We start from the raw sequence: 25546 nt of genomic DNA on the forward strand, positions 1-25546 counted from the left end.
GTCTCATCATGCTCGCTAATTGGTGGGGGGCAACACTTTGCAGGTTCTTTGACTATAGCCGCCCGAATCACCCTTTTACAACCCATTGGTTTCAATGTGGTTCTGGCCAGGACGATACAGAAGCCCTATCGACCGATAGCCTTGGGGGATAGGGGACAATTGAGAACACGGAGCCTCCTGTATTGACGTTACAGATGCAAAAACTCCATTTTCCCCAGGAGTTTACCTTGCATCCCACGGAGTTACGGACACTCTGAGTATGCATCACCTTGCCCGGAATCACTCACTAGACCAAGACCCCCTAATAGTGCCCTATAAACATGAAGATATCCTGCACCCTATGTTTGATCCGTCTTGCTCAGATCATCAATTTTCTCACCGGTAGACCGATCTTACTCCGAAGGGATATCCCTGACCACTATGAATATCAATAAGAATCGGATAGCACTTGCTATGCTTATGGTGGCGCTTGTCGGCACGACGACTGCAGCTTGGTACTTTGCTAGCAAGGCCCGCACAGTCGATCAGATTGCGGCTGAAGCTTCGCCTCCTGACGACAGTATAGTTGGCGTAGAAATTGAACAGGGCCAACTCGTAGACGTTGAATCCCTAGCTGGAACTCTCGAACGGACAGGCAATGTCAAAATCGAAGGACCCAGTTCTGTATCCGAAACTTCTAAAGCAATTGTCTCAGGTGTCCCAGTCAAAAAAGGCGATGCTGTTAAAAACGGCTCATTGCTATTGGAAATATCAGGAAGACCGGTCTTTACTCTACAGGGGGAAGTCTCGACATACAGAGACTACGTCGAGGGGGAGACTAGAGGCGATGATGTCCGACAATTGCAATCAGCACTATCTCGGCTTTATGGCACACCAATTACTGGCACCTTCGATGCAGAAACAGCATCTGCTGTTAGAAAACTCTATGGTGCATGGGGATACAACACTATTACTGCCGACAGTGCAGACTCTAGATCAGAGCAAGATGTAAATGATAGTGACACACAAGATGGTTCGCAAGCTCGGAATTCTAATTCAGAATCTCGGATTGTTGTTCCTGCCGGGGAAATTCAATTTATCCCTTCCTTTCCAATGAAGGTTAGTCAAGTTCACGCATCCACCAATGATCCTTCCGGTGAGTCCCCGGCCCTGACTCTTTCATCTGGCGATTGGCACGTTGCCTTCAAGCTTCCGAAATCCCTGGCAGAGGATATTAAACAAACCGGAAATAGTTGGACGTATGAATTCGTTAGCAACAATATTAAAGATGTTAGTCCCGGCGATTATACAATGAAAATGAGGGAGGTCGACTCGCAGTCTCATGACGCATCCAAGAATGACAAGCAAGCTACCACGCCGTTCCTCATATTTGATCTTAAAATGGACGATGTGCCAGAAGGCTCGATGGCCGGAGATAAAGTAATTCTCGATATTATAAAGGAACGCAGTGCTAATAACGCACTGATTGTTCCGGTTTCCGCGCTCTGGAGCAATGGTGAAAAGACATTTGTGACCGTCATCGACAACAATAAGGTAGAGTCTCGACAGGTTCAGGTCACTCCGACGATTAGCAATGATGGACGCACGGTCATCAAACCGATTAATGGATCTCTCCTTCCGACTGAAACCGTAGCGGTTGGAAAATTGGATCGCAAAGAATGATTCGTTCACATAGAAAGTTTGAAAAGAGAAGTCGATTCATTGGGACCTGCACAGGAATTGCACTTGAGGCGAGCCAGTCCATTCGTGGTAGAGCCATCCGAACTTGGTTGACAGCCCTCGGGATCGCCCTTGGAATAGCAGCTACTGTCGCCACCGTTGGACTATCATCAACAGCTGCCAACGCCATCAGCGACCGGTTCAATGAGGTTGAAGCCCGGTCGATTACCGTTTCCTATTCTGAAACGCTTCGTGACCAGGGGCATGCTCCTACTATCGAGTCGACGCAACGTGTTAGAGACATTAATGGCGTCGAACAAGCCGGCATATACTGTGAGTCCACTAGCGAGGTTCCAGTGTCCCGGACGAATGAAGCAAATAGTAGGTTTAATCATAAGATCTACAGTTCGGAACCAGAAACACTGATTGCTTTCGGAGTCGAAATACTTGAGGGCGGATATTTTGATCGTGGCCACCTGAATAGAAATGATAACATTGCGTTGATAGATTCCATGATTGCAGATGAATTGGGCTACTCTTCCCTCGAAGGTGCCCCAGTAATTTATGTCGATGGAATTGAATATGCAATTGGCGGAGTTTTCGAATCTACTGGCCAATCGTCAAAGTTTGATGGAACTGTCGTTGTCCCGCCAACGCACTGTTTGAGAGCCTCCGAAGAGTTCAATCCTGCTTCCATCTATGTACGAACCGATCTCGGCGCTGCGGATAAGGTTCTCGAATCCGTGGCTGTGGCTGCATTCCCAGAGGCACCGGGGAAATTGGACATCGCAAGCCCGATCGGTCTAGATAAGCTTCGAAGTGGTGTTACCGGAGAGATGAAGTGGCTCGTCATTGCAATGGCAATCGTCTCATTGGTAATTGGGGCCGTATCAGTATCCAATACTTCGCTCGTAGCTGTAATGGAACGTCGAGGCGAAATTGGCCTTCGTAGAGCCGTTGGAGCAAGTCGTATTGCTGTGGCCGCTCAATTTCTATTCGAGGCTGCGATTACTGGAATCCTAGGTGGAATTACTGGGACAATACTTGGAATAAATGCGGTAGCAGGCGTGGCCCTGCTACGTGATTGGCAGCTAGTCTTTAATCCGGCCCTCTTGGCTGCTGGTCCTGGATTGGGCGCGGCAGTAGGGATTGTTGCGGGCATGTACCCCGCCTGGCGTGCTTCAAAAATTGCTCCCGCAGTAGCTCTCCGCACATAGATGTATTCGTACGTAAGTGCCGGGGCGCGGCAAAGTCCAAGAAGTCCGGGTAGATCGGCCTGAGGCGCAAGGTGGAAGCAGGGGGAAACTCAGGGAGCTGTCGGAAAATTACTGTTCGATCCTGATATATGTCCTTGCCAGACAGCGTATGTGCTCGTCGAGCGGTAATATTTCGACAGCTCCATGGGGGGGGGGGGAAGCTCCGGTGGCATCTGAAGTGCTGGACGAACGCAGTGTTGATGTTGAACAAAGCGTAAGGCTGTGATGCACGCAGCGTGCAGAATTTAATGGGGTGTTGACGAGGGTGGGAAGAGGGATATTGGTTTCGTGGAATTTCTCGAAACCCCTACCTGTTGCTGTGCAAAGAAGTAATTCAGGTTCGCACCCTCAAGGAGAAAATACTCTGTGATGACTGATACACTTGCTGAGTTTAATCCTCTTCCGCACACTTTCGACTGGGAAGGTCGTCATGTCCGTTGGGCTAGCTTTGGCGCTGGTCCAACTGTAGTTTTCTGTCATGGGACACCCTGGTCGTCAGCGTTGTGGCGGTCAATCGCAAACGCTACTGCGGTGGGGTACACCGTCTATCTGTGGGATATGCCTGGCTACGGCCAATCCTCCAAAGATGAAGACCATCCTGTTTCTCTTGACGTTCAGGCGCGACTTTTTGCGGACCTACTCGAGTACTGGGATCTGGATGCTCCGCATGTGGTCGCGCACGACTACGGTGGCGCCGTTTCCTTGCGGGCTCATCTTTTGCATGGTTGTGAATACACTTCCTTGTCGCTTATTGATGTTGTGGCCCTTAAACCGTGGGGTTCGGATTTCTTCCGTCTTGTCAGAGACAATGCCGACGTGTTCAAGCAGGTACCGCCCGCCGTTCATGAAGGTGCTGTCAAGGCGTACATTTCTACGGCGTCTCACCGAGGACTAACGCTCGAGATGGAGAACTTGCTGTCACTACCGTGGCTCGGAGCTGAAGGGCAACGGGCTTTCTATCAGCAGATCGCTGAAGCGGACGAACGTTTCACCGACGAAATTGAGCCGCTATATAAGACCATACGGACACCGACGACGATTATGTGGGGCGAGGACGATACTTGGATACCCGTGGACAGGGCTCACCGGTTGGCCGAGATGGTTCCGAATGCCCGACTCCATCTGGTGAAACGCGCAGGTCACTTGGCTCAAACTGATCAACCAGAAGCTCTCACCGCAGCCATATTGGAAGCGCTCGGCCGAGCCGAAACATGACATCGGAACACACGCATTCGTGCCACGTAGTGTCAGATTTGGTTATAGTTCTACGTCTACTTGCGACTATCCGATTGAAGTTCCCGAATCAAGCGGCCTTGACTAGTCCAAGAACCCTGCAATATTACTTCTAAATGGCGCTATAACTCTATAAACATGAGTGGTATAGCGCCAATCCTTACCATCTCTGCGGAACTCCCGGGCTAATGTAGCGGGTGAAGATATCGGAAGCACTGGGCCAATACGGTTCTTCTGCGATTTTGGAGGTGTCTGGTTTTCAGTCTGCATCTTCTGAAGATTTCGAGGTGGCCCTATCGGAGTTGCCCACCTTTCAGAGCTCCGATAGGGCCAGGGTTCGCTTTCCTGCAGCGCCGGTTGTCAGGAGAGAGAACCCGGAATAAAGACGTTGGCCGTTTCATGGTCACGGCTTGTCGCGCTTCTTGTGCCGTGTGAGGCGGGTGGGTGTGTTCATTTGGGTCGCAGTCTCCAGCGTGGTGCCGGTGGGCTGTTGCGCCTCGATGTTGTTCGGTCAGGGTCGAGGTGTGGCGCGACCGTTGTCCGAATAGTGGCCGCGAACCGGTGTAGCCAGTTCGGGTCGGTGACGGTGCGTTGGAACAGTTCGTCGTCGTAGAGCACGATGGTGGGTTTGATCAGATCGGCGCAGTTGGCCAACACATCCGGAGGCTGACGCTCAAACGAAACATCGACGTAGCCGGGGCCTCCACCCCAATCGTCACTGTTACCGGCAGGCACCCTAGAAACAGTGCGGGATGTTGTCGGCACGTTGGGTCTCCGCGCAGTATCGACCGGGCTGTGGTTCTTTGCTTCAGTGGTGTGGAACAGGAACACGTTTGAGGAACTAACGTCCAGGCGGCCGTGGAAGCGATACTCCTCATGTGTGATGGTGCCGAGGTTGAATGTGCCGATGGGCATGTAACGCACTGGCATACGCGTCTGTCACCTCCCCAGTATCAGAGACCACCGAGGCCGGCCGGGTGCGGTCGTGGAAGACCTTCTCCACCCGAGCGATGACGCGTTCGTTGAGCCAGAAGAAGTTGAAGCTTCCATTCGGTACCAGGCTTTGGCGGGCGGGTGTGGTGGTCCAGAGGACGTGGTCGGCGTATTTGGCGTCCCACAGGATCGAACCCAACACGATTCGTTGTCCGCCGGTGGGGTGGACGGCGATGATGGTGGCCGACATGAGCGTCACGCGCCGGATCTCCACCCGGTAGCCGAGGAAGTCCACGCTGGTCATCAACTCGCCGTTCATGGACCGGTGCGGGTCGGTGTTGGGGCTCAACCATCGGCGACGCGAACCGATAAACACCGCTGGACTTTCCGGCAACCCCCGATTGTTGACTGGCCGCACCACCGTCCGATAGATGACGGATCGACCAGGAAAGTAACGGTGCGATGTAACAGACCGGCCTGGTGTTGTGTTGCGACCGGATTGGTGGGAATAGGAGTCTGACCGGCGCAACGCCCGATGACGACCCGGGTTGTATTTCTGACGCCCTGCACCTTGGTTGCGATATACCGAACTCCAAACCCCGAGGCTTGAATCCTGATCTCGGTGGACAGAACCCCCCAGATCATCTGCCTGGTACCGCTGTTGCCCTGATCCGGCCTCTGGCTGCGAGCCACTCGAATCAGCAGCTCTCGTCTCCTTCCAACGTGATGACGGCTGAGCGGTGAAAGTGGAGTTCCCCGACCAAGTGAAACGACCAACCGACGCTTGATCGTAGGTGTCGTTGCGGCGGAAGCGTTCCAATAGTCGATGGGGCCAGGCATTATGATCATCACTCGAATTGTGGTTGGGCGGGTTACCTCCAGAGACGGTCTCGGCAGCAGTGGTAGGTTGCGCCTCCCATGCCCGGGCACGGAAGAGAACGAGCGGAACAGCCAGCAGGTAAGCGATAAGCAAGACCTCGTAGACGGCGAAGAGTGTTGAGGTATTGGTGTTCATCGGTCGGCCTCCTCACCAGTGCGAAGGAAGGTTTGGAGGATATGTGCCGCGATGGCTTCGCGTAGCAACCAGGTTTGGATCTCGTCGGGAATCGTCCAACCGTTGTGTGGACGGATGAAATGGCCTTTGAGGTGGACGATGGCGGCCAAATCACCATCGATGACGATCCAGGCGGTGTCGCGTCCGAACCGTTGCGTGATATCGACACGGGAGCCGTCCCATGTCACGGTGCCCAAGAGTTCAGGCATGATGGTGGGTCTCCATTCTCCCCGGGGATCGGGGGATAGATGAAAAACAATGAAAAGCACAGAACAAGCCGTCGAGACCAGCCACCACAAACCCAATGAACCCCAGCTAATGACCACCCACGATTGGTGCCACTTGTTCCCGTCCAGGCGCTGCCCACTGGCTCAACAGCCCGCATTAAGGCATGACGGGGTAGACGAGTGTCCTCCAACGGCGACCGTGGCCGCCCGTTTCAAGACACACGCGAATTAGGAATTAGCTGGTATCAGTGGTGAATGTGGCGAATAGGCCGGTCAGGAGCTACGTCAGTAGTAACTGACGCGCCCGGAGACACCGGCTCGTGACTGGAAAAGACGCGCACGATGCATTACGATGTGTGAGAACACGAAACCTCCTTTCGGGGAGTTGTGTTTAGGGGCGACTCGCCAGTAGGAAGTTGTCAGCTATCTCTGGCGAGTCGCTGGGTTCGGCAAATTGGATATTTACCAAAGACCCCCTGGACGATCATCGGGATCACCCAGCGTGCGTTAGTGTCGCGCATTGCTGACACAAAGTCAACAACCACAAACGCGTGTCAGACAAAGAAAAACCCGAGCCAGATGTCAAATACCCGACTCGGGATCTACGTGGTCCTTCGCAGCGTGAGATGTTCGGTCGCTTTCAGGTGGACGACTGGAGGTCAATCCGTCGGCAGGATTGGTACCCGTGGAAAGTCCATAATTTCGGTGCGTCACTTGTCAAGACGACTGCCAAACGTTGATTTGCCGAAGCTATACTCCTCAGACGGAATACGTCTAGAGTCCACTCGCCCACGACTCAGCGCTTTCCTTCGCGGCATCCGACGCGGCCAACACGTCGTCCATTTTCGCAAGCGCCTCTTGAAGACCGTCAAGTGCGTCAGAGACGAGGCTATTACTCGAACCGTCGGTGGCGTGCTGAACCAAATCCAGCACTTGCTCCAACTGACCGCGCCCAGCTTGGACCTGAGCGTCGGCTTCTGAACGAACCGAGTCGACAAGCCCATGAACGGCTGACTTGGCCTCGCCGATACTTGCAAAATTCCCAGCAGATGCGACAGAGCCCGAACCGAACCTGGAAGTAATGTAGTACTTCGCCGACTCACCAACCGCAGAGCCTGCCATCGCACCCATTCCAGCACCAGCCGGTCCCATCGTCTTCACTGCGCTAACAGCACCGAGAACAGCACCAACGGCACCGCCAGCACCCTTAAACAACTCACCGACATAAAGAGTCCGAGCCTTCTTAGCTTCCTTCTTATCAGTCCGATGTTGGTATTCCCGGGATTTCTTCCTTTTCCCCTGTCGCCAGTTACTCATCGTGCAGGCTCCAAATGACCAAGAAACAGCGAATTCAGAATCAAAATGCTAGGGAGAGTGGCCATCGCCACCGTGGACGAACTTTCGCCTTCCGAATTTTCTGCAAGTTGCTCACAGATGTACCACATGGAGTTGTAGTAAAACGATACCGCCCAAATAGGTCGCTCCCAGCCGTCGACGTCTGCCCAGTCTCCGGAGGCATCCCCAATACGGAACAAGTCCGGGTCTTCTGGTGAGGAGCCGTGGGCGATTGCCGAGGGAACCATGAGATGTTGCTTGAAAAACTTCTCAAGCTCCCCGTCCTTCGGCTCTATCTCTACGATCGCGCCAACCGCGAGCAACTTCCTGATCGCTTCCTCTATCTGGAGCCGGTCGACGCTATCGGTGATGTCGAGGGTCGTGCTAATCAGGCGTTCACGGTCAAACTTGAGATCTCGGTGAGCGTCAGTATCAGAGTGGGCCACATTCCAAGTGCCCCACTCAAGTTCCGTCAGATCTTCGATTTCGCCGCCTATCAGCAGCTCGAAATGATCGATATCCTTCTTTTCATCCTGAATAGGGCCGAGTGATTTTCCTATGGGAATAATGATCCTCGCCATCGAGCGACCTCCTTCCGAGCGATTATATTCGCTCTATATTGTGTCCCTGTATTGTTCTATTACCGTAATGGTTTGACTTATTACCGCACTAGCAGATTCGGTTTCCTGTTGACAACGGGTAAAGTTGCCAGATGCTTCGGGAGCTTCAGCGCCGCTGGAACCTTCTGACAGCGCCGAAAGGGCACCTTGAAACTGTTCGTAGGCGGAGCCTGCCGCACTCATTGCACCTTGGAACTGTTGCAGCTGTTCGATGGCATTTTCCAGATCGAGCTTTACTGTAAAAGTCACCGGGGAGAACTCACTTCCTTTAAATAGAGCTATTGAACTCTTCGCCTCTCGTATTGCCCTCCTGAAGAGTTCGGGCGGCCTCCTCGAGTTGTTCGAACGCCGTCTGATACATAGAGATCTGTTCGCCGGGCAGTGGGTTGCTCGTCTCCTGGGTCGCAGCGCTCACCGCGTTCATGGCTTCCTCGATCTTTGAGCGCACGCCTTCCAACATGCCGCTCGCCTCGTTCGAGTACTCCATTCCCTGCTGGACTTGATTCTTGACATCGCCAATTGACATAGTGAAACCTTGCTTCCTGTCATAACGCGTGGGTTACTTACAATTAGTAGCGTAGCGAGCGCACACAACCGCAAAGTGACTGGGGCTATTGATATTCAATACCGGAGGTGGAATTTAAATAGAAGTCCTGCCAGACACTCTCGCCCCTATAAGAGCCCAGACTCCGAGACGATTAGAACGATATTGTGGAGCGATTGCGCCGTGTAAGACCACGCTAGGGTGATACTTTGATTGGTGCCCAAGGGTTCACGAAGATAAGTCCAGCGTGGCTCTTTTAGATTACCGCCAGCGGTTTTACCGATAGAAGCGTTGCATTCTAATACATCTCATACCGTGGTGAATGCGTGGCGCTACTGGGACAGTAGAAGACTTGAAATTGATACCAACGGCCAATAACCACCTGAGGTGGATTCCCAACGTGTTCAGGTGCACCGTCTTCATCACGGCGCCTCCACGTGCAATCGTTTCCGTTGCTTTCCGCAGAATCAACTGTAATCAACGGCTGCATTGGCGAGTCGCAGGTATGACAATCTATCGGATACGGATCGATGGCTCCCCACTCTCCACCGTGGCCGAAGAGTTTCCAACCGGGAGCACTTGCGAATGCGTCAATGTAAGAGAACTCGTCCATCGCTGCTTTGTCGATGTAAGTGTCAATCTGCGTCGATAGGTCCGGTTGGTTGGCTTCAAGTTCACGGTCATCAGGGTATTCGGTGACTTCCTCAGGTTCGAGGACACATGGTTCGGGCACATAGTTATCTAGGCCAACAAGGCTGGGAAGCGGTGGCGATTCGATACTGGAGTTGATTACGGTGGAGTCACGCCAGATCAATAGCGGTGCCGGATTATAAGGCGGGTGGATATCGGTGTGATCGTATGGGCACCATAGTAGCTGCAGAAGGTCATACTGATCGGGAAACGGAAGATCAAGAACATCACTGCGATACACCTGTAGCACCGGCAGCAACGGAGTTGCACCGTGGTGCTGGTAGTTCGCCATGGAATATCGTTCTTTGACAACCTCAAGACGCGGGATTGCCCAATCCGACGGAATATCCTCTCCGGCCGCGACCTTCGCATCGCGTTCAGCTAGGACCGCTCGTCGTGCATATACAAGATCCAATGGTTCCTCGAAGTTAAATTCTTGATGAGAAGGAAACTGAAAGGTGGGGTGCGATTCGCCCCCACATAGTGGCCACGGTTCGTCGCTCGGCCACAGGAGCGGTCCGCCAATAGACGACTCCTGTTGTTGAGGCGAGCCGTTGCGGGGATGAAGTCGTATTGCTGATCGTGCCAGTCTTTTGAGCTCTGGGAACGGCACAGTAAAATCATGTGGACGGCTCGGGGTGGAGTAGACCATCGGATTATCCTTTCAGCAGGGTGACAACTCATTCCATTGTCTGTGCTCCCTGTGACATCAAAAGAGTCGGCATAAGCGACTTTGAGACCCGAGCCCATATTGGATTTTCCACAAGATCGCCTCATCCTGCCGCTCAGGTAGTTTCAGGCGTACTACACTAGAATTCGCAGAAATCTTCATATTGCAGAACTCTAAACTGATCATCTTAACGTGCTTCCCCGGTGAAAGTGAGACTCGTGCCCGACCTTGAAAAACAAATCCGCGCCGTCACCTCCCGCTACAACTGGCAAGACTATCCATGCCCACACGGATGGCGTCAACCCGATCTAGGTAACCAATTGGCCGAAGCAGCACTCGGTCGCAAGGACCTCGGTCAAGTTATCAGCGTCCAAGGCTCGATATCGGAAATAACGGTACCGGCGTGCGCCGTCGTCATGTCGCTACTGCGAAACAATCTCTTCACCACGAACTACTATCTCTACGGTCTCGTGGATGAACTTTTGGGTTGTTGTTGGACTATACCGAACCGGGCGGAGCTAAGCGCGGACGACTACATGCGCGTATACCGCCTCGATGAGCCAATCTTCCATATCATCTGCATGGAGATCCCGACGATTCTCCACCATTTGAAAACCATGCATATGAACCAAAGGCTCAATGACAATTTGATTTATACCGTAGAGAACCTCTGCGAGCGCTATCCGACGCTACTACCGGAGTTGCGAACTGCTCGCGACAGTTGCCCTGCGGATTGGCATCCATTGTTTGACGAACGTATCAACGAGCTATACCGGTTGTACCGCGAATATCCAACTGAACGGGAGGACGATCCTGCCCGATTTCTGGAATGGATTTTCCCTGATGACCCGATCAGCACCGATGACTGGCCGACTCGCGCACGCAAAGCCGGAATCGATATCTAATGCCACAGTCCTGCTGCTGGCGTCGGGTGCTTACGTTCGGCGGTGACAGCCGTCCATTGGACGCGTTGAAAAGCGATGCCGCGCATCCTGTCTGGAGGGATACGCGGCATCGCTCACTGCACCGGTAGGTTTTGGTTTTGTTCAGCATCGTCTTTTCGCTGCCCCACAAGGGCAACGTAGACGGATTACTCGTCGGCGGTGTAGACGAACTTTTCTTCGTCCATCTCCATCGCTACATACGTCCGGTCCCAGCGACGGCGCACTCCCGTGCCGCCCTGCTGCCACGGCAACGGACCGTCCAACGGCCGATGGTTGACCCCCTGCGCCTCCAGGCGCTCGATGTAGCCTTCGGCGATTCGCTCCGACACCGGGTCGGCTTGGCGGACCTCCATTTCCGACCAGGCTGCATCGGAGAACGCGGCCAAGCGCGGGAACAGAGCGTACTCCACATCCCGTGGCGTAGGCAGATACTCGGCCCACAGCTGGCACTGCGCACCGTAAATCTGGCTGCCGTCCAGTCCTTCCGGTACCGGGTCCCATTTCTCGATCTTGCCGACACTGGTCTGCCCGTGAATCCGCAAGGGCTCGTTCGTGTCTTCCGATTCGTAGTGGTCGAGGTAGGCGTACGGTTCCGGCGCGACGATCGCGTCATAACCCTTGTCGGCGGCGCGAACGGCATAACCTTCGTTGCGCCACACCGTCACTATCGTGTCATTGGGAGCACCGGCTCCCAACACTTCGTCCCAACCGGCGATCCGGCGGCCGTGCTTGGCCAGCTGTTCCCCGAACGCTTGGGCGAACCAGCCTTGCACCTGACGCAGGTCGTCGTAGCCGTGCCGGGACATGATCTCGGCGGCATTGGACGACTTCTCCCACTGTTCCAGCGGCACCTCGTCTCCACCGATGTGAATGACCGGCGAGTCGAATACGTCGGTGACGACGGCGAAGACGTCTTCGCTGAATTTCAGAGTCTCCTCGGTCGGCTCCAGTACCTCGAAGAAGACCCCGAAGGTAGTGGCGACCGGCTGCTTTTCGGCCAGGCCGAGTTCCGGGTACGCGGCCAGTGCCGCGCGAGTGTGGCCGGGCATGTTGATTTCGGGAACCACGGTAATGTGGCGTTGCCGCGCGTACGCCACGATCTCGCGCAGGTCGTCGAGCGTGTAGTAACCGCCGTGCGGGGTCCCGTCGCCGGGCCCCTCCAACAGCGCGTGTCCCGTAACGGTCTCGCTGCGCCAGGCCGATACCTCGCGCAGTTTGGGGCGGCTGGGGATGTCGATGCGCCAGCCCTGATCGTCGGTCAAATGCAACTGCACCACGTTCATCCGGTGCAGCCAAGCCTGATCGATCAGATCGAGGATGAAGGCCTTCGGCTGGAAATGACGTACGGTATCGATCATCATTCCACGCCACCGCAGACGCGGTTGGTCTTCAATGCTCACGAACGGAATGGTCGCCGCGGTCGTACCGCCGCCTCGGCGGAAGGCGTCACTGGGCAGCAATTGCTTGAACGTCGCGACGGCACGCGACAGTGCGGCGGGAGTCGCCCCCTGCAACACCACGCCGTCGGAGTCGACGGTCAGTTCATAGCGTTCCTGAGCGACCTCGGCGATCTCCGAGGCGTCCAGGTCAGCGTCCGATGAGAGGACGACCGACCGACCGTTGCCGGATTTCTGCTCCACCACGGGCAGGTAATGCCCGGTTCCGGAAAAAAGCCTCTGCGACAGCAGTACCGCTAGGTCACGGTCTCGCTGCTGAGAGGCGACGATTTCAGTGAGATCGGAAACGGCCAATTGCCCGTCAGCCTCGCGCATCTTCTGAGGCTGTGGGATGAGGCAAATGCGGCGGCGCATCGGGGGCTCCTAGCGGATAGACAGAATTTTTTTAGTGTACTTTCTTTAGCATAACTCTGTCCACCCACTCAGCTGTAGACGGTCGGACGCCCGGGCGTCCAGTCCCTATCCGCGATCGGTCTCGTCGTAAAACTCCCCCATGATCTCCTCAAGCAGATCTTCCATTCCGACCAGACCTACGACCTGGTAATCCGCCCCGGTCACCAGGGCCAGCTGCGCGTGTTGGCGCTTCATCAACGCCACCGCCGCCGACACGGTCATATCGGTCGGCGTCAACAAGGGAGCCACCGCCAAGTCACGCGCGGTGGTGCCGTGCGAGGCCAAAACCGCCTGACGTACGTGCACCAGACCGACCGGGCGATTGTCGAGCCCGACGACCACCAGGCGCGAGCGCCCCGTCTCGCGGGAACGCCGTTCCACCTCCGGCGCGGTTGCCTGGACCGACACGGTGACCACGTTGTTCCATGGCACGGCCACTTCTCCGACGGTGCGTTCCTGCACTTCGATGGCATGGGTGAGGATGTCGCGTTCGGGTTCTTCCAGGAGTCCCGCTTCTGCCGAGGTACTGAGGAGATAGCGCAGTTCCTGCGGTGAGTGGGCTTGTGCTTTCTCGTCGGCGGGTTCGACCTTCATGAGGCGCAGCAATCCGTTGGCCATGGCGTTGAGGGCGACGATGATGGGTTTGGCCAGGATGATGAAGCCTCGGAAGGGCCAGATGAGAATGGTCGCCGAGCTTTCCGGGTGGCTGATGGCCCAGGATTTGGGCATCATTTCGCCCAGCACCATATGAAGGAAGACCACGATGATCAAGGCGATGGTGAAGGCGACGGGGTGCGCGGCGGCTCTGAGGCCGACCTCGTGCAAGGGAGGTTCGATGAGTTTGGCGATGGCGGGTTCGGCGAGCGCACCCAGTCCGACGGTGCAGGCGGTGATGCCGAGTTGCGCCCCGGCCAGCATGATGGACAGGTTTCTGGTGGCGTCGAGGGCGTTACGTGACGTCCGGGTTCCGATTTGTTCCAGGCGGTGGCTGCGGGAGGCGACGAGCGCGAACTCCGCCGCTACGAAGAAGGCGTTGAAGATGAGCAGGGCCACCGACACCACCAGTGCCGTTGTCGTGGTCATGAGCTCTCCTCTCGCTCGTCGGCCTCGAGCGGTCGCAGTTCGACGGCCTGAGGTACGTGGCGTCCGATGGAGATGACGATCAACTCGGCCCGCATCGGCTGCGCGTCCTCACTTTCGACGGGAACGGTGACGGCGTCGTCTTTATACGGTATGCGTCCGAGGTGAGCCATGACGAGGCCGCCGATGGTTTCGTAGTGGGGACTGTCGGGGAGTTTGATTCCGGTGGCGTCGGCGATTTCGTCGATACGCCAGCGTCCGGGAATGATCCAGGCTCCACCGCGCAGTGCGACCGGGCCGGCTTCGTAGCGGTCTTGTTCATCGCGGATGTCGCCGACGAGTTCTTCGGCAAGGTCTTCCCAGGTGATGATGCCGTCGAAGCCGCCGTATTCGTCGACGACGCACACCATTTGGCGGTGTTGGTGGCGCATGTTGTCGAGCACTTGCGGCAGCGGTAGCGAGCCGGGCACGAGCAGGGCGGGGTCGGCGACGGCCACGGCGGGCGTCGAGGCGCGTTGTTCGCGGTCGACTCCGACGATGTCGGCCAGTCCGATCACGCCGCGTACGTCGTCGACGTCGTTTCCCACGATGGGGAAACGGGAGTGTCCGGTGTGCAGGGCGGTGACGGCGTCGGCGACGGTGGCGTCGGCGGGGAGGGTTTCCACTTCGACGCGTGGTGTGGAGGCCTGTTCGGCGGTGATGTCGCTGAAGTCCAGTCCCCGGTCGAGTAGTTGGGACAGTTCGGCTCCCAGGGTTCCCTCGTCGCGCGAGTGGTCGATGATGTGGTGGAGGTCTTCGGTGGTGGCGGTGTGTTCGAGTTCTTCGACCGGATGAATCCCGATCATACGCAGCATTTTCGTGGAAGCGGCGTCGAAGAAGCGAATCAGGGGGCCGAACACGGCGAGGTAGACCTGGGTGGGGCGCGACAGCCAGAGCGCCAGGCTTTCGGTGCGGGCGATGGCGAGGTTCTTGGGTCCGAGTTCCCCGATGATCATTTGGATGGCGTTGGCCAGCAGGAAGGAGAGGACCACCCCGACGGTCGTGCCGACGGCGGCGGGGACTCCGGCGAGACCGAAGACGTTGGCCAGTCCGCGTCCCAGGTACGGTTCGGCGAAGAAGCCGACGAACAGCGCGGTGACGGTGATGCCCAGTTGGGCGCCGGACAGGGCGAAGGAGAGTTTGGAAACGATGTGGAGGGCCCGTTTGGCCTGTGGAGCACGGGACGGATCGTTGTCGTGAATGTCGTGCAGTCTGGTTCGATCGACCGCGGTGTAAGCGAATTCCAGGGCAACGAAGAACCCGGTGGCGGCCGTGACGGCGAGGATAATGGCGAGCCCGAACAGTATTAGCACGTCGCCTGCGCTTTCGGAAGGATACGTCTCACGCCACGAGTATAAGGCCCGTTCGGGGACCGTCGCACTCGTCGGTGGTCTCTAGCGCTGTTTGGGTCTCCATACCGCGATCTCGCGGGTTTGGCGCACGGCGACCTGTTTTCCGAACATACTCGCCATGGCGTGGACTTCGGCGAGTTCGGCCTGGGCTTGGCGGAGTTTGTCGACCAGGGTCGCCGTTTGCGACTGGGCATTGCTCAACTCGCGTTGCAGGTCGAGAATGCGTTTGATGCCGGCGAGGTTGATGCCTTCGTCTTGGCTGAGGCGTTGTACCTCGCGTAGTTCGCGGACGTCGCGAGCGGAGTAGCGTCGTGCTCCGCCGGGGGTGCGGCCCGCTTCGACGAGGCCGATCTGGTCGTATTGGCGTAGGGTTTGCGGGTGCATCCCGGCCATGTCCGCCGCAGCGGAGATGGTGAGGATTTTGGCTTCGAAGTCGGCGTCGTCTTCCGAGACTGTAAACCGTATGACAGTGCGCCGTTTTCCCCGTCCTGGCGTTGCCACAGGCTCTCCCCCTTTCCCCGGTCACCGTTGCCGGGCTTGACGCCCTCGCCGACCGATTTATTCCCTATCGGCCGCCCCGGGCGGTCAGTGCGCGGTGAATTGTTGTAGTTTACTGCGATCGGTCGGAGGTTCAACAGACGCATATTTTTCCAGAGCCTCCTTGGCTTCGGAACCGAGCTTCGTCGGAACGTCTACGTCGACGGTCACCATCAGGTCGCCTTTGCCGGGTACGCCACGTCCTTTGACGCGCAGCACTCGGCCCGAGGGGGTTCCGGCGGGAACGCGCATGGTCACCGTTTCGTCGAGGGTCGGTACCGAGATCTTCGCACCCAGAGCCGCTTCGGTGTAGGTCACCGGTAGACGAAGGGTCAGGTTGTTACCGTCGCGCCCGAAGATGGCGTGGGAACGCACGTGCACGTCGACCATGAGGTCGCCGGTGGGTCCGCCGCGTTCGCCCGGGGCGCCGCGTCCGGCCAGCCGGATGGTTTGTCCGTCGCGCACTCCGGCGGGAATCCGCACGGTGATGACGCGGTCCTTGGTTACCGCGCCCGAACCGCCGCATTCGGGGCACGGATTGGGTACGACCGATCCGCTTCCGCCGCAATCGGGACAGGTTTGCTGGAACGAAAAGCCGCCCTGATTGACCGTGATCATTCCGCCGCCGTGGCAAAGCCGGCAGGTTTCGGGGCTGGTACCGGGTGCCGCACCCGAGCCGTGGCAGGTGTCGCAGACCCCGGGAGCCCGCATCCGCAGGTCGTGGGTGGTTCCCTTGACCGCGTCGGTGAAGTCGATGGACATGTGGGTGCGCAGGTCGTGTCCCGGTTTGGGGCCGCGACGACCGCGTCCGCCGCCCATACCGCCGAAGAGATTACCGAAGATGTCTCCGAAGTCTCCACTGGTGGAACCTTGGGAGAAGACGTCGTCCATGTTGAAGCCGCCGGTGGAGCCGCCCATACCGCCGAATCCACCGCGCCCGGACTTCATCAGTTGGATCTCGTCGTATTCGGCGCGTTGTTTTTCGTCGTGCAGGACCGAATAGGCCTCCGATATCGCCTTGAAGCGGTCTTCGGCCTCGGGCGAATCGTTGTTGTCGGGGTGATACTGGCGGGCCAGTTTCCGATACGCCTTGTCGATGTCCTTCTTGGAGGCGTCGGAGGGCACCCCAAGCTCGGCATAGAAGTCTTTTTCAAGCCAATCCTGCGATGCCATGGACTCTCCTTAGCGCTGTGATTGAATGCGATTGTCGGGCCCACCTTGGAGTGAGGCCGTATGCGGCCTCACTCCAAGGTTTCGGGACGTATTACTTCGACTCGTCGTCGGAACCGGATTCCCGGTCGGCCTCGTCGTTAGCGGAGCCTTCCGGAGGCTCGGCGACGGCGACCATGGCCGGTCGAATCAACCGTTCCCCCATGCGGTAGCCACGACGCATGACGTCAATGCAGGTGGGACCGTCTACGGTCGCATCCTCCATGTGCGCCACCGCCTCGTGAATCGTGGGGTCGAACTCGTCGCCCTTCTCCCCGAACGATTCCAACCCCTGCTTCTCCAAAGCCGAGGTGAGGCTGTCGGCCACGGCGGCGAACGGACCGGTCAGATCCCCGTGTTCCCGGGCCCGGTCCAGGTCGTCGAGGACGGGCAGCAGGGTGTTGAGCAGGTTGCTCACCGCCAGTTCGGCGGCACGGCTCTTATCGCGCTCCACCCGTTTGCGGTAGTTCTGGAATTCGGCGGTAATGCGCCGCACGTCGGCGGTGCGCTCTTCCACCGTCCGTTCCAGAACCTTCATGGAGTCGTCCGCGGCGGCGTCGGCGTTGTCGGCGGCCGCCAGGATGTCGTCCACCGTCAGGCCGTCCTCGTCCGTTTCCTCGGATTCGCCCGACTTGTCGGTCGAGGCCTTCTCCGCGGCGGCGGACTCGTCGGGAGTGGAATCGGCGGCGGATTCCTCCGCCTGCGATTCCGTCCCTTCGCCGTCGGCCGCCTCGGAGTTCGGCTCGTCTTTTCGCTCGTCGCTCACTACTTCTTGTCCTTGTCGTCATCGACGATTTCGGCGTCCACCACATTCTCGTCGCCGCTGTCGGAGCTCTGCTGCCCGGCATCGCCACCGGCGGCCTGCTCGCCCCCGGCCTGCTCCTGCTGCGCGGCGTACATGGCGGCACCGGCCTCCTGGCTGACCTTGGACAGCTCTTCGGTGGCGGTCTTGATCTTCTCAACGTCGTCGCCGGCCAGGGCTTCCTTCAATTCCGAAACCTGGTCGTTGAGCTTGGTCTTGGTCTCCTCCGGGATCTGCTCCCCGTTTTCGGAGATCAGCTTCTCGGTCTGGAAGACCAGCGACTCACCCATGTTGCGGGTCTCGGCCTCTTCGCGACGCTGCTTGTCCTCGTCGGCGTGCTCCTCGGCCTCGCGCATCATGCGGTCGATGTCCTCCTTCGGCAGTGAGGAACCGCCGGAGATCGTCATCGACTGGGCCTTGCCGGTGGCCTGGTCCTTCGCCGACACGTTCACAATACCGTTGGCGTCGATGTCGAAGGTGACCTCGATCTGCGGCACGCCGCGCGGAGCGGGAGGCAGACCGGTCAGCTCGAAGGTGCCGAGTTTCTTGTTGTAGGCCGCGATTTCGCGTTCACCCTGGAATACCTGGATGAGCACGGACGGCTGATTGTCGTCGGCGGTGGTGAACACCTCGGAGCGCTTGGTCGGAATGGCCGAGTTGCGCTCGATGAGCTTGGTGAAGATACCGCCCTTGGTCTCGATACCGAGGCTCAGCGGGGTGACGTCGACCAGCAGAACGTCCTTGACCTCACCCTTGAGAACACCGGCCTGCAGAGCCGCACCGACGGCGACGACCTCGTCGGGGTTGACGCCCTTGTGCGGGTCGCGGCCGAGCATCTTCTTGACCATCTCGCTGACGGCGGGCATACGGGTGGAGCCACCGACCATGATGACGTGGTTGATGTCCGACAGCTGGATCCCGGCGTCCTTGATGGCCTGGTCGAACGGCTTCTTGGTCCGGTCGAGCAGGTCAGAGGTGATCTGTTCGAACTCGGCGCGAGTGATGGAGATGTCCATGTGCATCGGTCCGTCGGCGCCCGCGGTGATGTAGGGCAGGTTGACGGTGGTGTTCGTCGCGCTGGACAGCTCGATCTTGGCCTTCTCGGCAGCCTCCTTGAGACGCTGCATGGCCATCTTGTCCTTGGACAGGTCCACGCCGTACTGACCTTCGAAGGTCTTCACCAGGTGCTGGATGATCCGCTCGTCCCAGTCGTCACCACCGAGGTGGTTGTCACCGCTGGTGGCCTTGACCTGAATCAGGCCTTCGGAGATTTCCAGGAGGGACACGTCGAACGTACCGCCACCGAGGTCGAAGACCAGGACGAGCTCTTCTTCCTCGCCCTTGTCGAGGCCGTAGGCCAGCGCGGCGGAGGTGGGCTCGTTGATAATGCGCAGCACGTTCAGACCGGCGATCTCACCGGCTTCCTTCGTGGCGGTACGCTGTGCGTCGCTGAAGTACGCCGGAACGGTGACGACCGCGTCGGTCACGTCTTCACCCAGGTAGGCTTCAGCGTCGCGCTTCAGCTTCATGAGGATACGAGCGCTGATTTCTTGAGCGGTGTAATTCTTACCGTCGATTTCCACGTCCCAATCGGTACCCATGTGGCGCTTCACCGAACGGATCGTCCGATCGGGGTTGGTCACCGCCTGGCGCTTGGCCACTTCACCAACCAGCACTTCGCCGTTCTTGGCGAACGCCACGATCGACGGCGTGGTCCGCGATCCTTCGGCGTTGGTGATGACGGTGGGCTCGCCACCTTCGAGTACGGATACACAAGAGTTCGTGGTACCTAGGTCAATACCGACCGCACGTGCCATGTTCTTCTCCTGACTTCTAAATGTCGCTTTATTCGTTCCAAGTGACCCCCAGGGCGCAATGAGAGTGTCATGGTCGGGTGACCGCTGGAATTTCGACCGGCATCGCCGGTCGGTCCCTCCAGAAGCTCTCACGCTTCTGTATTTACGCTCGGGTTCCACTCCCAATCCCGGACCACAACAGAGACGGCCCGTCATCTCAAAACTTGAGTCCGCTAGACTCAATATTGATGACGGGCCGAGCTACTGTCAAGATTTTTGGGTAATTGTGATTAAGCAGACAAAGTTGAGCTGCGTTGGCTCAACTTTACTCTTCGGGGTTCGCGCCGTGATGGCAGTCGGTCAAAATCCCGTTGGCCAGTTCCCAGGCGTCACACGGCCAGGACGAACCGCAGGCCGCACAGTCGACGCCCAACAACTGTTCCGGGAGATGGTCCCGCCACAGGCGTGCGGCCAGTTCCCAGCCCATGACCTCGGCAACGCCGGACGGTGCTTCCAGGGGCGGCGGCCGTTCGGGCGAATACAGGCTGTCGACGCGCCGCCGTCGGGTACGGCGCTGCTCGGTCGGAACCCGGGTGCGAACGGTGGTCTGTTCCGCCGACCTCCGTTGCGTGACGGGCCTGCTGAGGCGCACCTCCGTGCGCCGAATCGATTCACGGTCGTGGCGAGCCACGGTCTCATCGCCTCCTCGCTGGGCCGATGGCTTGAGAGAAACAGTCGTGGCTATTTCGGTCGTATCGTCGTCGACGGCCACGTCGCTGACAGATGTGTTCTGGATTGACACTGCATCCAACCAACCTTCAATGGTCTGCCCTTTCTCGATACGTATGCGTCCTGTCCACAACGGAAACGTGGAGGCACGGGCCGACGGCCCGATCGCAACGCACGAGATTTCGTACGATGATTCACCCTTAGTCTGATAACGATTCAATTACGTTCTTGGTCACGGCTGAGCCGAGTCCGTCACGGTTTTTCGGGCCGGGCACGTCGTACGTATGACTCTCGCCTGGACACGAGTGGTGCGCATACCCCGCAGTGGTATCGAATGTGAGCTGGGCGGTGAGGCCGAACTGTGAGGTGGCGCGAGGGAACGGCCGTGACAATATTCCCATTATGAAGAAACTGAAGATTTCCGCCGTCGTTCTGGGTTTCCTCGGCGCACTCGCCATGGCCGGAACCGCCTCCGCGCACGCCTCGCTCACCGAGGCCAACCCCGCCGACGGGGACGAACTCGACACCGCGCCCGACGCCGTCAGCCTGACGTTCAACGAGGAACTCGACGCCGACAACTCCGACATCGCCGTCGTCGACCCCGATGAAGAAGTCCTGGAACTGGCCCCCGCCGAAGTGGACGACGGCACCATCACCCAGCCGATGGAATACACCACCGCCGGCACCTACACCGTCAGCTACCGCATCCTCTCCGCTGACGGACACAACGTCGAAGGCAACCTCAGCTTCACCGTCGACGAGGTTCCCACCGCGACGACCGAGGAAGACGCCACCGACGGCACCGACGACGAGACCGCCGACGAGTCGAACGCCGACGACAACGTCGAGGAGACCGCCGACGCCACGGACGAATCCGCCCACGACGACGGCCAAGACGACGAAAGCGGCAACTTCACCAAGATGCTACTGGTCCTCCTCGGGGCCGCCACCGTCGTGGCGATCGTGATCGTGTTCGTCAAATCCACCGGGAAGCAGAAGTAACACCGTCCATCGAATCGACCGTCGCTCACGACACTGTGAGGCACCGCAGGAGTGCGTCACAGTGCGGCGACGTAATAACGTACTGACGTGATCGACTGGCTTTACTACTGCGCCCTCGGCGTCACCGGAATCCTCACCGTCTGGTTTCTGGTCGACACCGCCCGCTGGGCCCGACCCGGATTGGCGCACGCCATCGGCATCGGCGTCCTGGAAATCGCCCTGCTGGCAGTGATCATCGGTGGATTCACGCAAGTGCCCTCCGCCCCCGGCGACGGTAAGGCCCTCTTCTTCAGTTACCTGGTCGTCGCCGCGCTGACACCGGTCGCGGCCTTCCTGTGGGGACGCATCGACCGGAGTCGCTGGGGCATCGGCACCGTCGCCATCGCCCCGGTCGTCGTCGCCGCCCTGCTCCTGCGCTGCGACCAAATGTGGGAGATGAGCATCAATGTCGTCACCTGACCGCACCACCACGCCCCACCCACAGCTGGCCTCCGGGCCGGGGCGACTCATCGCACTGGTCTACGTCGTCTTCGCCGTCTCCGCCGGAGTCCGTGCCGTCTACCAACTGGCCGTCAAATTCACCGACGCCCCACTGAGCTACTCACTGTCGGCACTCGCCGCCGCCGTCTACATCATCGCCGCCGTCGCCATCGTTCGCGGACGACGGACGCTCGCCCAAATCGCCGTCGGCATCGAACTCGTCGGAGTCATCGCGGTCGGTGCCGTCAGCTACCTCGTCCCCGACTGGTTTCCCGAAGCCTCGGTCTGGTCGCACTTCGGCTCCGGATACGGCTTCGTACCGCTCATCCTCCCCATCGGCGGGCAGATATACCTCTGGCACTTTCGCCGCAAACAGGTCAGCTGAACGCGGCGTAAACGGCGACCACCAGCGTCGATGCCGCGATCGCCCAGCCGAGGCGGGGATTCTTCTCCAGCTTCTCGCCCTCTCCCAGACGAGGACGGGACGTCACACCAATAGCCAGCCAACCGGCAATGAAGCCGGCCAAGGGGAACGCCACCAGGATTCCCAAAAGCAGGAGGAGGCTCACCAGCCCGTCCCCGGTCCACGAACGAATCACGGCCAGCTGAACCACCAGAAAAACCAGCGCCACAACGCCGTACACCACGGCATTGCGCTCGTCGCTGCGCCAACGCGGAAGCAGACGCGGACGATGGGCCAGATACTTCGCCTCCTCCAGAGCCTCAGTGGCCCTCCGCATGTCCGTCTCCACGATCGCCAGATCGTCCCTCGGAGGCGGCACGGGACGCTCCGCCTCCGCCGACACGCGCGCCGCCTGACGCAAGGCCTCGGCCGTACCCAGCGACTCCTCCGCCGCCACCGCCACGTCCCTAGAACGTTCCGCCTGATCATCACGCTGGCGATGTGCGGCCTCCACCCGATCGGTATGTTCCCGCCGCGTACCGTCGAGACGCTGCACAATCAGGCGATAACTATCATCGACGCTGCTCACAATGGATTCCTCTCGCTATCGTCGGCCTCGAGCTGACTGGGCGGCTGTGGAACCGAATCATCCTCGGCCCGAGTAAACGGCACGATCAACCGTCCCGCATGGTCATCGGAATGCCGGTCGATCAGCAAGGCACGCCCCTCACGTGGAGCCCAGTGCTGAAACTGTTGCCCGAAATGCCCGGCGATCTCGCTGCCGGGAATGTTCCCCACCAGATTCACCGCGCAATCCTCGCGCCCCGACGCACCACCGACATCGTCCAGATACCGCCGGAACACCCGCCACCAGCCGAGCAGATGAATCCCACGTTCGGGCCCGCGCCGCATCAGATCCCGCAACGCGGCCAATTGCTTACGGTCCCAGCTCACCGCGTCGGCACCGAAGACGGCGACGAGCTGATCGTCGTGCGGGTCATCAATGAACTCCCGCCAACGATCTCCGTCCCAACGCTCCACGTTCCCGGGTACCCGCGCGCGACCGGTCACGTCCACCACCGCAATCCGCTGCCGCTCGGCCACCGCGGCGACAACCGCCTCCAAGGTCTCGCCGAGCTTCACGTCCGAGCCGAGGAGGGCGAGATTGCGGCCCGGAGCGCCGGTGATGTCGGGAGCGGCCACACTCAAACCGATGTCGACGTGTCGTCCCAAGGGGAAACGTCGGCCCGCGCGCTCGCCGGGCAGAGTATCCGACAGATGGATGGGTTTATAGCCGTAGAACACTCGCGGCGGACGGGAGTCGTCGTACTGTTCGTTCAAGCGTTGTCGCAGGGTCTTCATTCGCTCGTCGTCGGAGTTGGGGAACCGCACGACGCGGTCGGCGCCTTTGACGCCCCCGTCGGTGTTGACGACCACCTGACCGAGCCCGATGCCCTGCGCGGCGGTGTTGTCCGGCTCCAGGATCGTGCGGGCCCCCGGCAGGGCAATACGCATGGGGAACTGGCCGAAGATGGAATCCTTCTTGGCCCAGAGAGATTCGATGCCCGCCAAGGTCTGCGAGGCGAGAACCAGGTGCACACCGTAGGAACGCCCCTTGCGGGCGATGGTCTCCAAAAGCGCGACGGCCTGTTGCGCGACGCGGTCATTGCCCGCCAGCAGTACTTGAAACTCGTCGGCCACACACACGATGCGGGGATAGGCTTCGTACTGCCGTAGCCCGGCGAACCCGGATACACCGTGACGTTTCATGACTTGGCTGCGGCGCACCATTTCCTCCGACAACGCCGACAGGACCGCCAGCCCGTATTCGCGGTCCGATTCCACCCCGACCGCTCGGGCGTGCGGGATGTAGCTGTCGTCGTGTCCGGTGGGGATGAATTCGCTGAATGACACGCCTTCCTTGAAGTCCAGCAGGAACAACGCCAGGTCGGACGGACGGTAATGTGACGCGAGTCCATAGAGGACGTCAAGCAGGAAGACCGTCTTACCGCCTCCCGTTCGTCCTCCGATCAGCCAGTGCGGGGTGAGGTCGTCGAAGTTCAGATACACGTCGCCGGTCATGTCGCGACCGATACGAACCTCCAGCCCCTGCGCGGGGTCGAGGCGCTCCGGCTGCGGGGGAATCAAATCGGCGAAGGTCAACAGGCCGGCCGCCTTAATGCGATCGGCCAAGCGCTGCGCCTCGGAGCGTACGTAATCGGTGGAGGGAACCGGATTCGGTGTGACGGGCACGGCGTGAACCTCGGCGGTCGTCCAGGCCTCTCCCGGCGGATTGGACACCCGCAGACACTCCCCGTCGCATTCCAGACGGGTGGAGTGGGGCAGTTCGGGATACCCGGCGGCAACGATGCTCACACCGTGTTCGCGGCCCGAGCGGGCCAGAGCCTCCAGGCGCGACAACTGCGTGCGTGGCACCTCGCCGGTGGACGCCACCGCCAATATCAGTCGGTCCGCACGTTTTCCGCTGATACGGTCGGCCACGTGCCGCTCAGCGGCCTCCAAAATCGACCCCAACGAAGCGACGTCCGTACCGACCTGTTCGATCGCCCCGACCTCCCGTAGAGCGGTCAAGGGCGCGAAAGTGGAGCCCAAGGTGGCGATGTCGACGCCGAGGACACGCACATCCCCCGGCTGCGACCGGTCGAGCACGTGCAGGAGGACGTCGCGCACCACCGCCGCGACGCCGTCGTCTCTGGCGTCCCGATCCAAGGCCAGATGTCCGTGAGACCCGAAGGGAATCAAGGCGGGAATACTCGATCCGCTGTGCGCTCGGAACGTTCCGACGGGGAGACGATGCGGGTCGGATTTCAGTCTCTCTACTATGGATTCCGCTTCCCGCGCCAAGCGGTCCTCGTCTTCCACCAAACGTGGTTCGACGGGAACGGACCGGTGATTCGACAGGTTGTCCAGCGCCTTCAGTCGGTCCGGTATGACACTGAAGGCTCCGAGGGCGTGACTCAGGTGAGCGCGAAGACTCGGCACAGCGGCGTTTCCTCTCGTCGGTCGTCAACTATAGAATAGTGTGTCGGCCTTGTGGCGGTAAACTAAGCCACTATCGAAACAAGACCGCAACCAAGACGG

Annotated in this window: 25 protein-coding genes; 7 read left to right on the forward strand and 18 right to left on the reverse strand. The window is 59.0% G+C overall.

Annotated features, from left to right (window positions below; genetic code table 11):
• Positions 1-420 precede the first annotated feature (420 nt).
• The 3 genes from HALAL_RS18005 (at position 421) to HALAL_RS0105180 (ending at position 4130) form a co-directional block, all read left to right on the forward strand.
• Positions 421-1662, forward strand: coding sequence for an efflux RND transporter periplasmic adaptor subunit (locus HALAL_RS18005; protein ID WP_084471867.1), 1242 nt, complete (start codon positions 421-423; stop codon positions 1660-1662).
• Entirely contained in the window at positions 1659-2876 is a 1218-nt protein-coding gene (locus tag HALAL_RS18010) for an ABC transporter permease (protein ID WP_025272980.1), read from the forward strand. Before HALAL_RS18005 ends, HALAL_RS18010 begins: the two co-directional genes overlap by 4 nt.
• A 408-nt stretch (positions 2877-3284) precedes the next feature.
• On the forward strand, positions 3285-4130 hold the full coding sequence (locus tag HALAL_RS0105180) for an alpha/beta fold hydrolase (RefSeq protein WP_025272981.1): 846 nt from the start codon (positions 3285-3287) through the stop codon (positions 4128-4130).
• Between the two features lie 468 nt (positions 4131-4598).
• Here the strand turns inward: HALAL_RS0105180 and HALAL_RS0105185 are convergent, their stop codons facing one another.
• From HALAL_RS0105185 to HALAL_RS0105220, 8 genes are all read right to left on the reverse strand, one after another.
• A complete protein-coding gene (locus HALAL_RS0105185; protein ID WP_025272982.1) occupies positions 4599-4883 on the reverse strand; it encodes a hypothetical protein in 285 nt (94 codons plus the stop codon).
• Positions 4884-5022: 139 nt separating this feature from the next.
• Entirely contained in the window at positions 5023-5457 is a 435-nt protein-coding gene (locus tag HALAL_RS18790) for a hypothetical protein (protein WP_025272983.1), read from the reverse strand.
• A gap of 635 nt (positions 5458-6092) precedes the next feature.
• Positions 6093-6344 (reverse strand): hypothetical protein, encoded by a 252-nt coding sequence (locus HALAL_RS0105195; protein WP_025272984.1) that lies wholly within the window; start codon positions 6342-6344, stop codon positions 6093-6095.
• Positions 6345-7136: 792 nt separating this feature from the next.
• Positions 7137-7679 carry a hypothetical protein gene (locus HALAL_RS0105200; protein ID WP_025272985.1) on the reverse strand — a complete coding sequence of 181 codons (543 nt, stop codon included), beginning with the start codon at positions 7677-7679 and terminating at the stop codon, positions 7137-7139.
• Positions 7676-8278 carry a hypothetical protein gene (locus tag HALAL_RS0105205; protein WP_025272986.1) on the reverse strand — a complete coding sequence of 201 codons (603 nt, stop codon included), beginning with the start codon at positions 8276-8278 and terminating at the stop codon, positions 7676-7678. Before HALAL_RS0105205 ends, HALAL_RS0105200 begins: the two co-directional genes overlap by 4 nt.
• A gap of 33 nt (positions 8279-8311) precedes the next feature.
• Positions 8312-8566, reverse strand: a complete 255-nt coding sequence (locus tag HALAL_RS0105210; protein ID WP_025272987.1) for a hypothetical protein — start codon at positions 8564-8566, stop codon at positions 8312-8314.
• A gap of 19 nt (positions 8567-8585) precedes the next feature.
• Positions 8586-8843: a hypothetical protein gene (locus HALAL_RS0105215; RefSeq protein WP_025272988.1), complete on the reverse strand. Its 258-nt coding sequence runs from the start codon at positions 8841-8843 to the stop codon at positions 8586-8588.
• Between the two features lie 316 nt (positions 8844-9159).
• A complete protein-coding gene (locus HALAL_RS0105220; protein ID WP_156937613.1) occupies positions 9160-10203 on the reverse strand; it encodes a hypothetical protein in 1044 nt (347 codons plus the stop codon).
• Positions 10204-10439: 236 nt separating this feature from the next.
• On the opposite strand from HALAL_RS0105220, the gene HALAL_RS0105225 reads away from it, so the two are divergent.
• The gene (locus HALAL_RS0105225; protein WP_025272990.1) at positions 10440-11126 is read left to right on the forward strand and encodes a hypothetical protein; all 687 of its coding nucleotides are present in this window, start codon (positions 10440-10442) and stop codon (positions 11124-11126) included.
• Positions 11127-11311: 185 nt separating this feature from the next.
• On the opposite strand, the gene HALAL_RS0105230 is transcribed toward HALAL_RS0105225, so the two are convergent.
• From HALAL_RS0105230 to HALAL_RS0105265, 8 genes are all read right to left on the reverse strand, one after another.
• Positions 11312-12976, reverse strand: a complete 1665-nt coding sequence (locus HALAL_RS0105230; protein WP_025272991.1) for a beta-N-acetylhexosaminidase — start codon at positions 12974-12976, stop codon at positions 11312-11314.
• Positions 12977-13081: 105 nt separating this feature from the next.
• Positions 13082-14098, reverse strand: coding sequence for a hemolysin family protein (locus HALAL_RS0105235; protein ID WP_025272992.1), 1017 nt, complete (start codon positions 14096-14098; stop codon positions 13082-13084).
• A complete protein-coding gene (locus HALAL_RS0105240; RefSeq protein WP_025272993.1) occupies positions 14095-15447 on the reverse strand; it encodes a hemolysin family protein in 1353 nt (450 codons plus the stop codon). Before HALAL_RS0105240 ends, HALAL_RS0105235 begins: the two co-directional genes overlap by 4 nt.
• An 81-nt stretch (positions 15448-15528) precedes the next feature.
• Complete coding sequence (locus HALAL_RS0105245; RefSeq protein WP_029767431.1) at positions 15529-15951, reverse strand: heat shock protein transcriptional repressor HspR; 423 nt, start codon at positions 15949-15951, stop codon at positions 15529-15531.
• Between the two features lie 120 nt (positions 15952-16071).
• On the reverse strand, positions 16072-17196 hold the full coding sequence (dnaJ, locus tag HALAL_RS0105250; protein WP_025272995.1) for a molecular chaperone DnaJ: 1125 nt from the start codon (positions 17194-17196) through the stop codon (positions 16072-16074).
• A 91-nt stretch (positions 17197-17287) separates the two neighbouring features.
• A complete protein-coding gene (grpE, locus tag HALAL_RS17385; protein ID WP_025272996.1) occupies positions 17288-17998 on the reverse strand; it encodes a nucleotide exchange factor GrpE in 711 nt (236 codons plus the stop codon).
• A complete protein-coding gene (dnaK, locus tag HALAL_RS0105260) occupies positions 17998-19851 on the reverse strand; it encodes a molecular chaperone DnaK (protein ID WP_025272997.1) in 1854 nt (617 codons plus the stop codon). Before dnaK ends, grpE begins: the two co-directional genes overlap by 1 nt.
• Before the next feature lie 304 nt (positions 19852-20155).
• Positions 20156-20632 carry a hypothetical protein gene (locus HALAL_RS0105265; RefSeq protein WP_156937614.1) on the reverse strand — a complete coding sequence of 159 codons (477 nt, stop codon included), beginning with the start codon at positions 20630-20632 and terminating at the stop codon, positions 20156-20158.
• A gap of 329 nt (positions 20633-20961) precedes the next feature.
• Between HALAL_RS0105265 and HALAL_RS17390 the strand changes: the two genes are divergently transcribed.
• From HALAL_RS17390 to HALAL_RS0105280, 3 genes are all read left to right on the forward strand, one after another.
• Complete coding sequence (locus HALAL_RS17390) at positions 20962-21561, forward strand: copper resistance CopC family protein (RefSeq protein WP_025272999.1); 600 nt, start codon at positions 20962-20964, stop codon at positions 21559-21561.
• An 87-nt stretch (positions 21562-21648) separates the two neighbouring features.
• Positions 21649-22020 (forward strand): hypothetical protein, encoded by a 372-nt coding sequence (locus HALAL_RS17395; RefSeq protein WP_025273000.1) that lies wholly within the window; start codon positions 21649-21651, stop codon positions 22018-22020.
• Positions 22007-22426 (forward strand): hypothetical protein, encoded by a 420-nt coding sequence (locus HALAL_RS0105280; protein ID WP_025273001.1) that lies wholly within the window; start codon positions 22007-22009, stop codon positions 22424-22426. Before HALAL_RS17395 ends, HALAL_RS0105280 begins: the two co-directional genes overlap by 14 nt.
• Here HALAL_RS0105280 and HALAL_RS0105285 read toward each other — a convergent pair.
• Entirely contained in the window at positions 22419-23033 is a 615-nt protein-coding gene (locus HALAL_RS0105285; RefSeq protein WP_025273002.1) for a hypothetical protein, read from the reverse strand. The two genes, HALAL_RS0105280 and HALAL_RS0105285, sit on opposite strands and share 8 nt — an antisense overlap.
• Positions 23030-25447 carry an FtsK/SpoIIIE domain-containing protein gene (locus HALAL_RS0105290; RefSeq protein ID WP_025273003.1) on the reverse strand — a complete coding sequence of 806 codons (2418 nt, stop codon included), beginning with the start codon at positions 25445-25447 and terminating at the stop codon, positions 23030-23032. The genes HALAL_RS0105285 and HALAL_RS0105290 overlap by 4 nt, the downstream gene beginning before the upstream one ends.
• Positions 25448-25546 lie beyond the last annotated feature (99 nt).

Origin of the sequence: Haloglycomyces albus DSM 45210 (assembly GCF_000527155.1) — a bacterium.
GTDB lineage: Bacteria > Actinomycetota > Actinomycetes > Mycobacteriales > Micromonosporaceae > Haloglycomyces > Haloglycomyces albus.

Coding starts and splice junctions, on each gene's coding strand:
- HALAL_RS18005 (WP_084471867.1), top strand. CDS start 421: ATGAATATCAATAAGAATCGGATAGCACTTGCTATGCTTATGGTGGCG.
- HALAL_RS18010 (WP_025272980.1), top strand. CDS start 1,659: ATGATTCGTTCACATAGAAAGTTTGAAAAGAGAAGTCGATTCATTGGG.
- HALAL_RS0105180 (WP_025272981.1), top strand. CDS start 3,285: ATGACTGATACACTTGCTGAGTTTAATCCTCTTCCGCACACTTTCGAC.
- HALAL_RS0105195 (WP_025272984.1), bottom strand. CDS start 6,344: ATGCCTGAACTCTTGGGCACCGTGACATGGGACGGCTCCCGTGTCGAT.
- HALAL_RS0105200 (WP_025272985.1), bottom strand. CDS start 7,679: ATGAGTAACTGGCGACAGGGGAAAAGGAAGAAATCCCGGGAATACCAA.
- HALAL_RS0105205 (WP_025272986.1), bottom strand. CDS start 8,278: ATGGCGAGGATCATTATTCCCATAGGAAAATCACTCGGCCCTATTCAG.
- HALAL_RS0105215 (WP_025272988.1), bottom strand. CDS start 8,843: ATGTCAATTGGCGATGTCAAGAATCAAGTCCAGCAGGGAATGGAGTAC.
- HALAL_RS0105220 (WP_156937613.1), bottom strand. CDS start 10,203: ATGGTCTACTCCACCCCGAGCCGTCCACATGATTTTACTGTGCCGTTC.
- HALAL_RS0105230 (WP_025272991.1), bottom strand. CDS start 12,976: ATGCGCCGCCGCATTTGCCTCATCCCACAGCCTCAGAAGATGCGCGAG.
- HALAL_RS0105235 (WP_025272992.1), bottom strand. CDS start 14,098: ATGACCACGACAACGGCACTGGTGGTGTCGGTGGCCCTGCTCATCTTC.
- dnaJ (WP_025272995.1), bottom strand. CDS start 17,196: ATGGCATCGCAGGATTGGCTTGAAAAAGACTTCTATGCCGAGCTTGGG.
- dnaK (WP_025272997.1), bottom strand. CDS start 19,851: ATGGCACGTGCGGTCGGTATTGACCTAGGTACCACGAACTCTTGTGTA.
- HALAL_RS17390 (WP_025272999.1), top strand. CDS start 20,962: ATGAAGAAACTGAAGATTTCCGCCGTCGTTCTGGGTTTCCTCGGCGCA.
- HALAL_RS0105280 (WP_025273001.1), top strand. CDS start 22,007: ATGTCGTCACCTGACCGCACCACCACGCCCCACCCACAGCTGGCCTCC.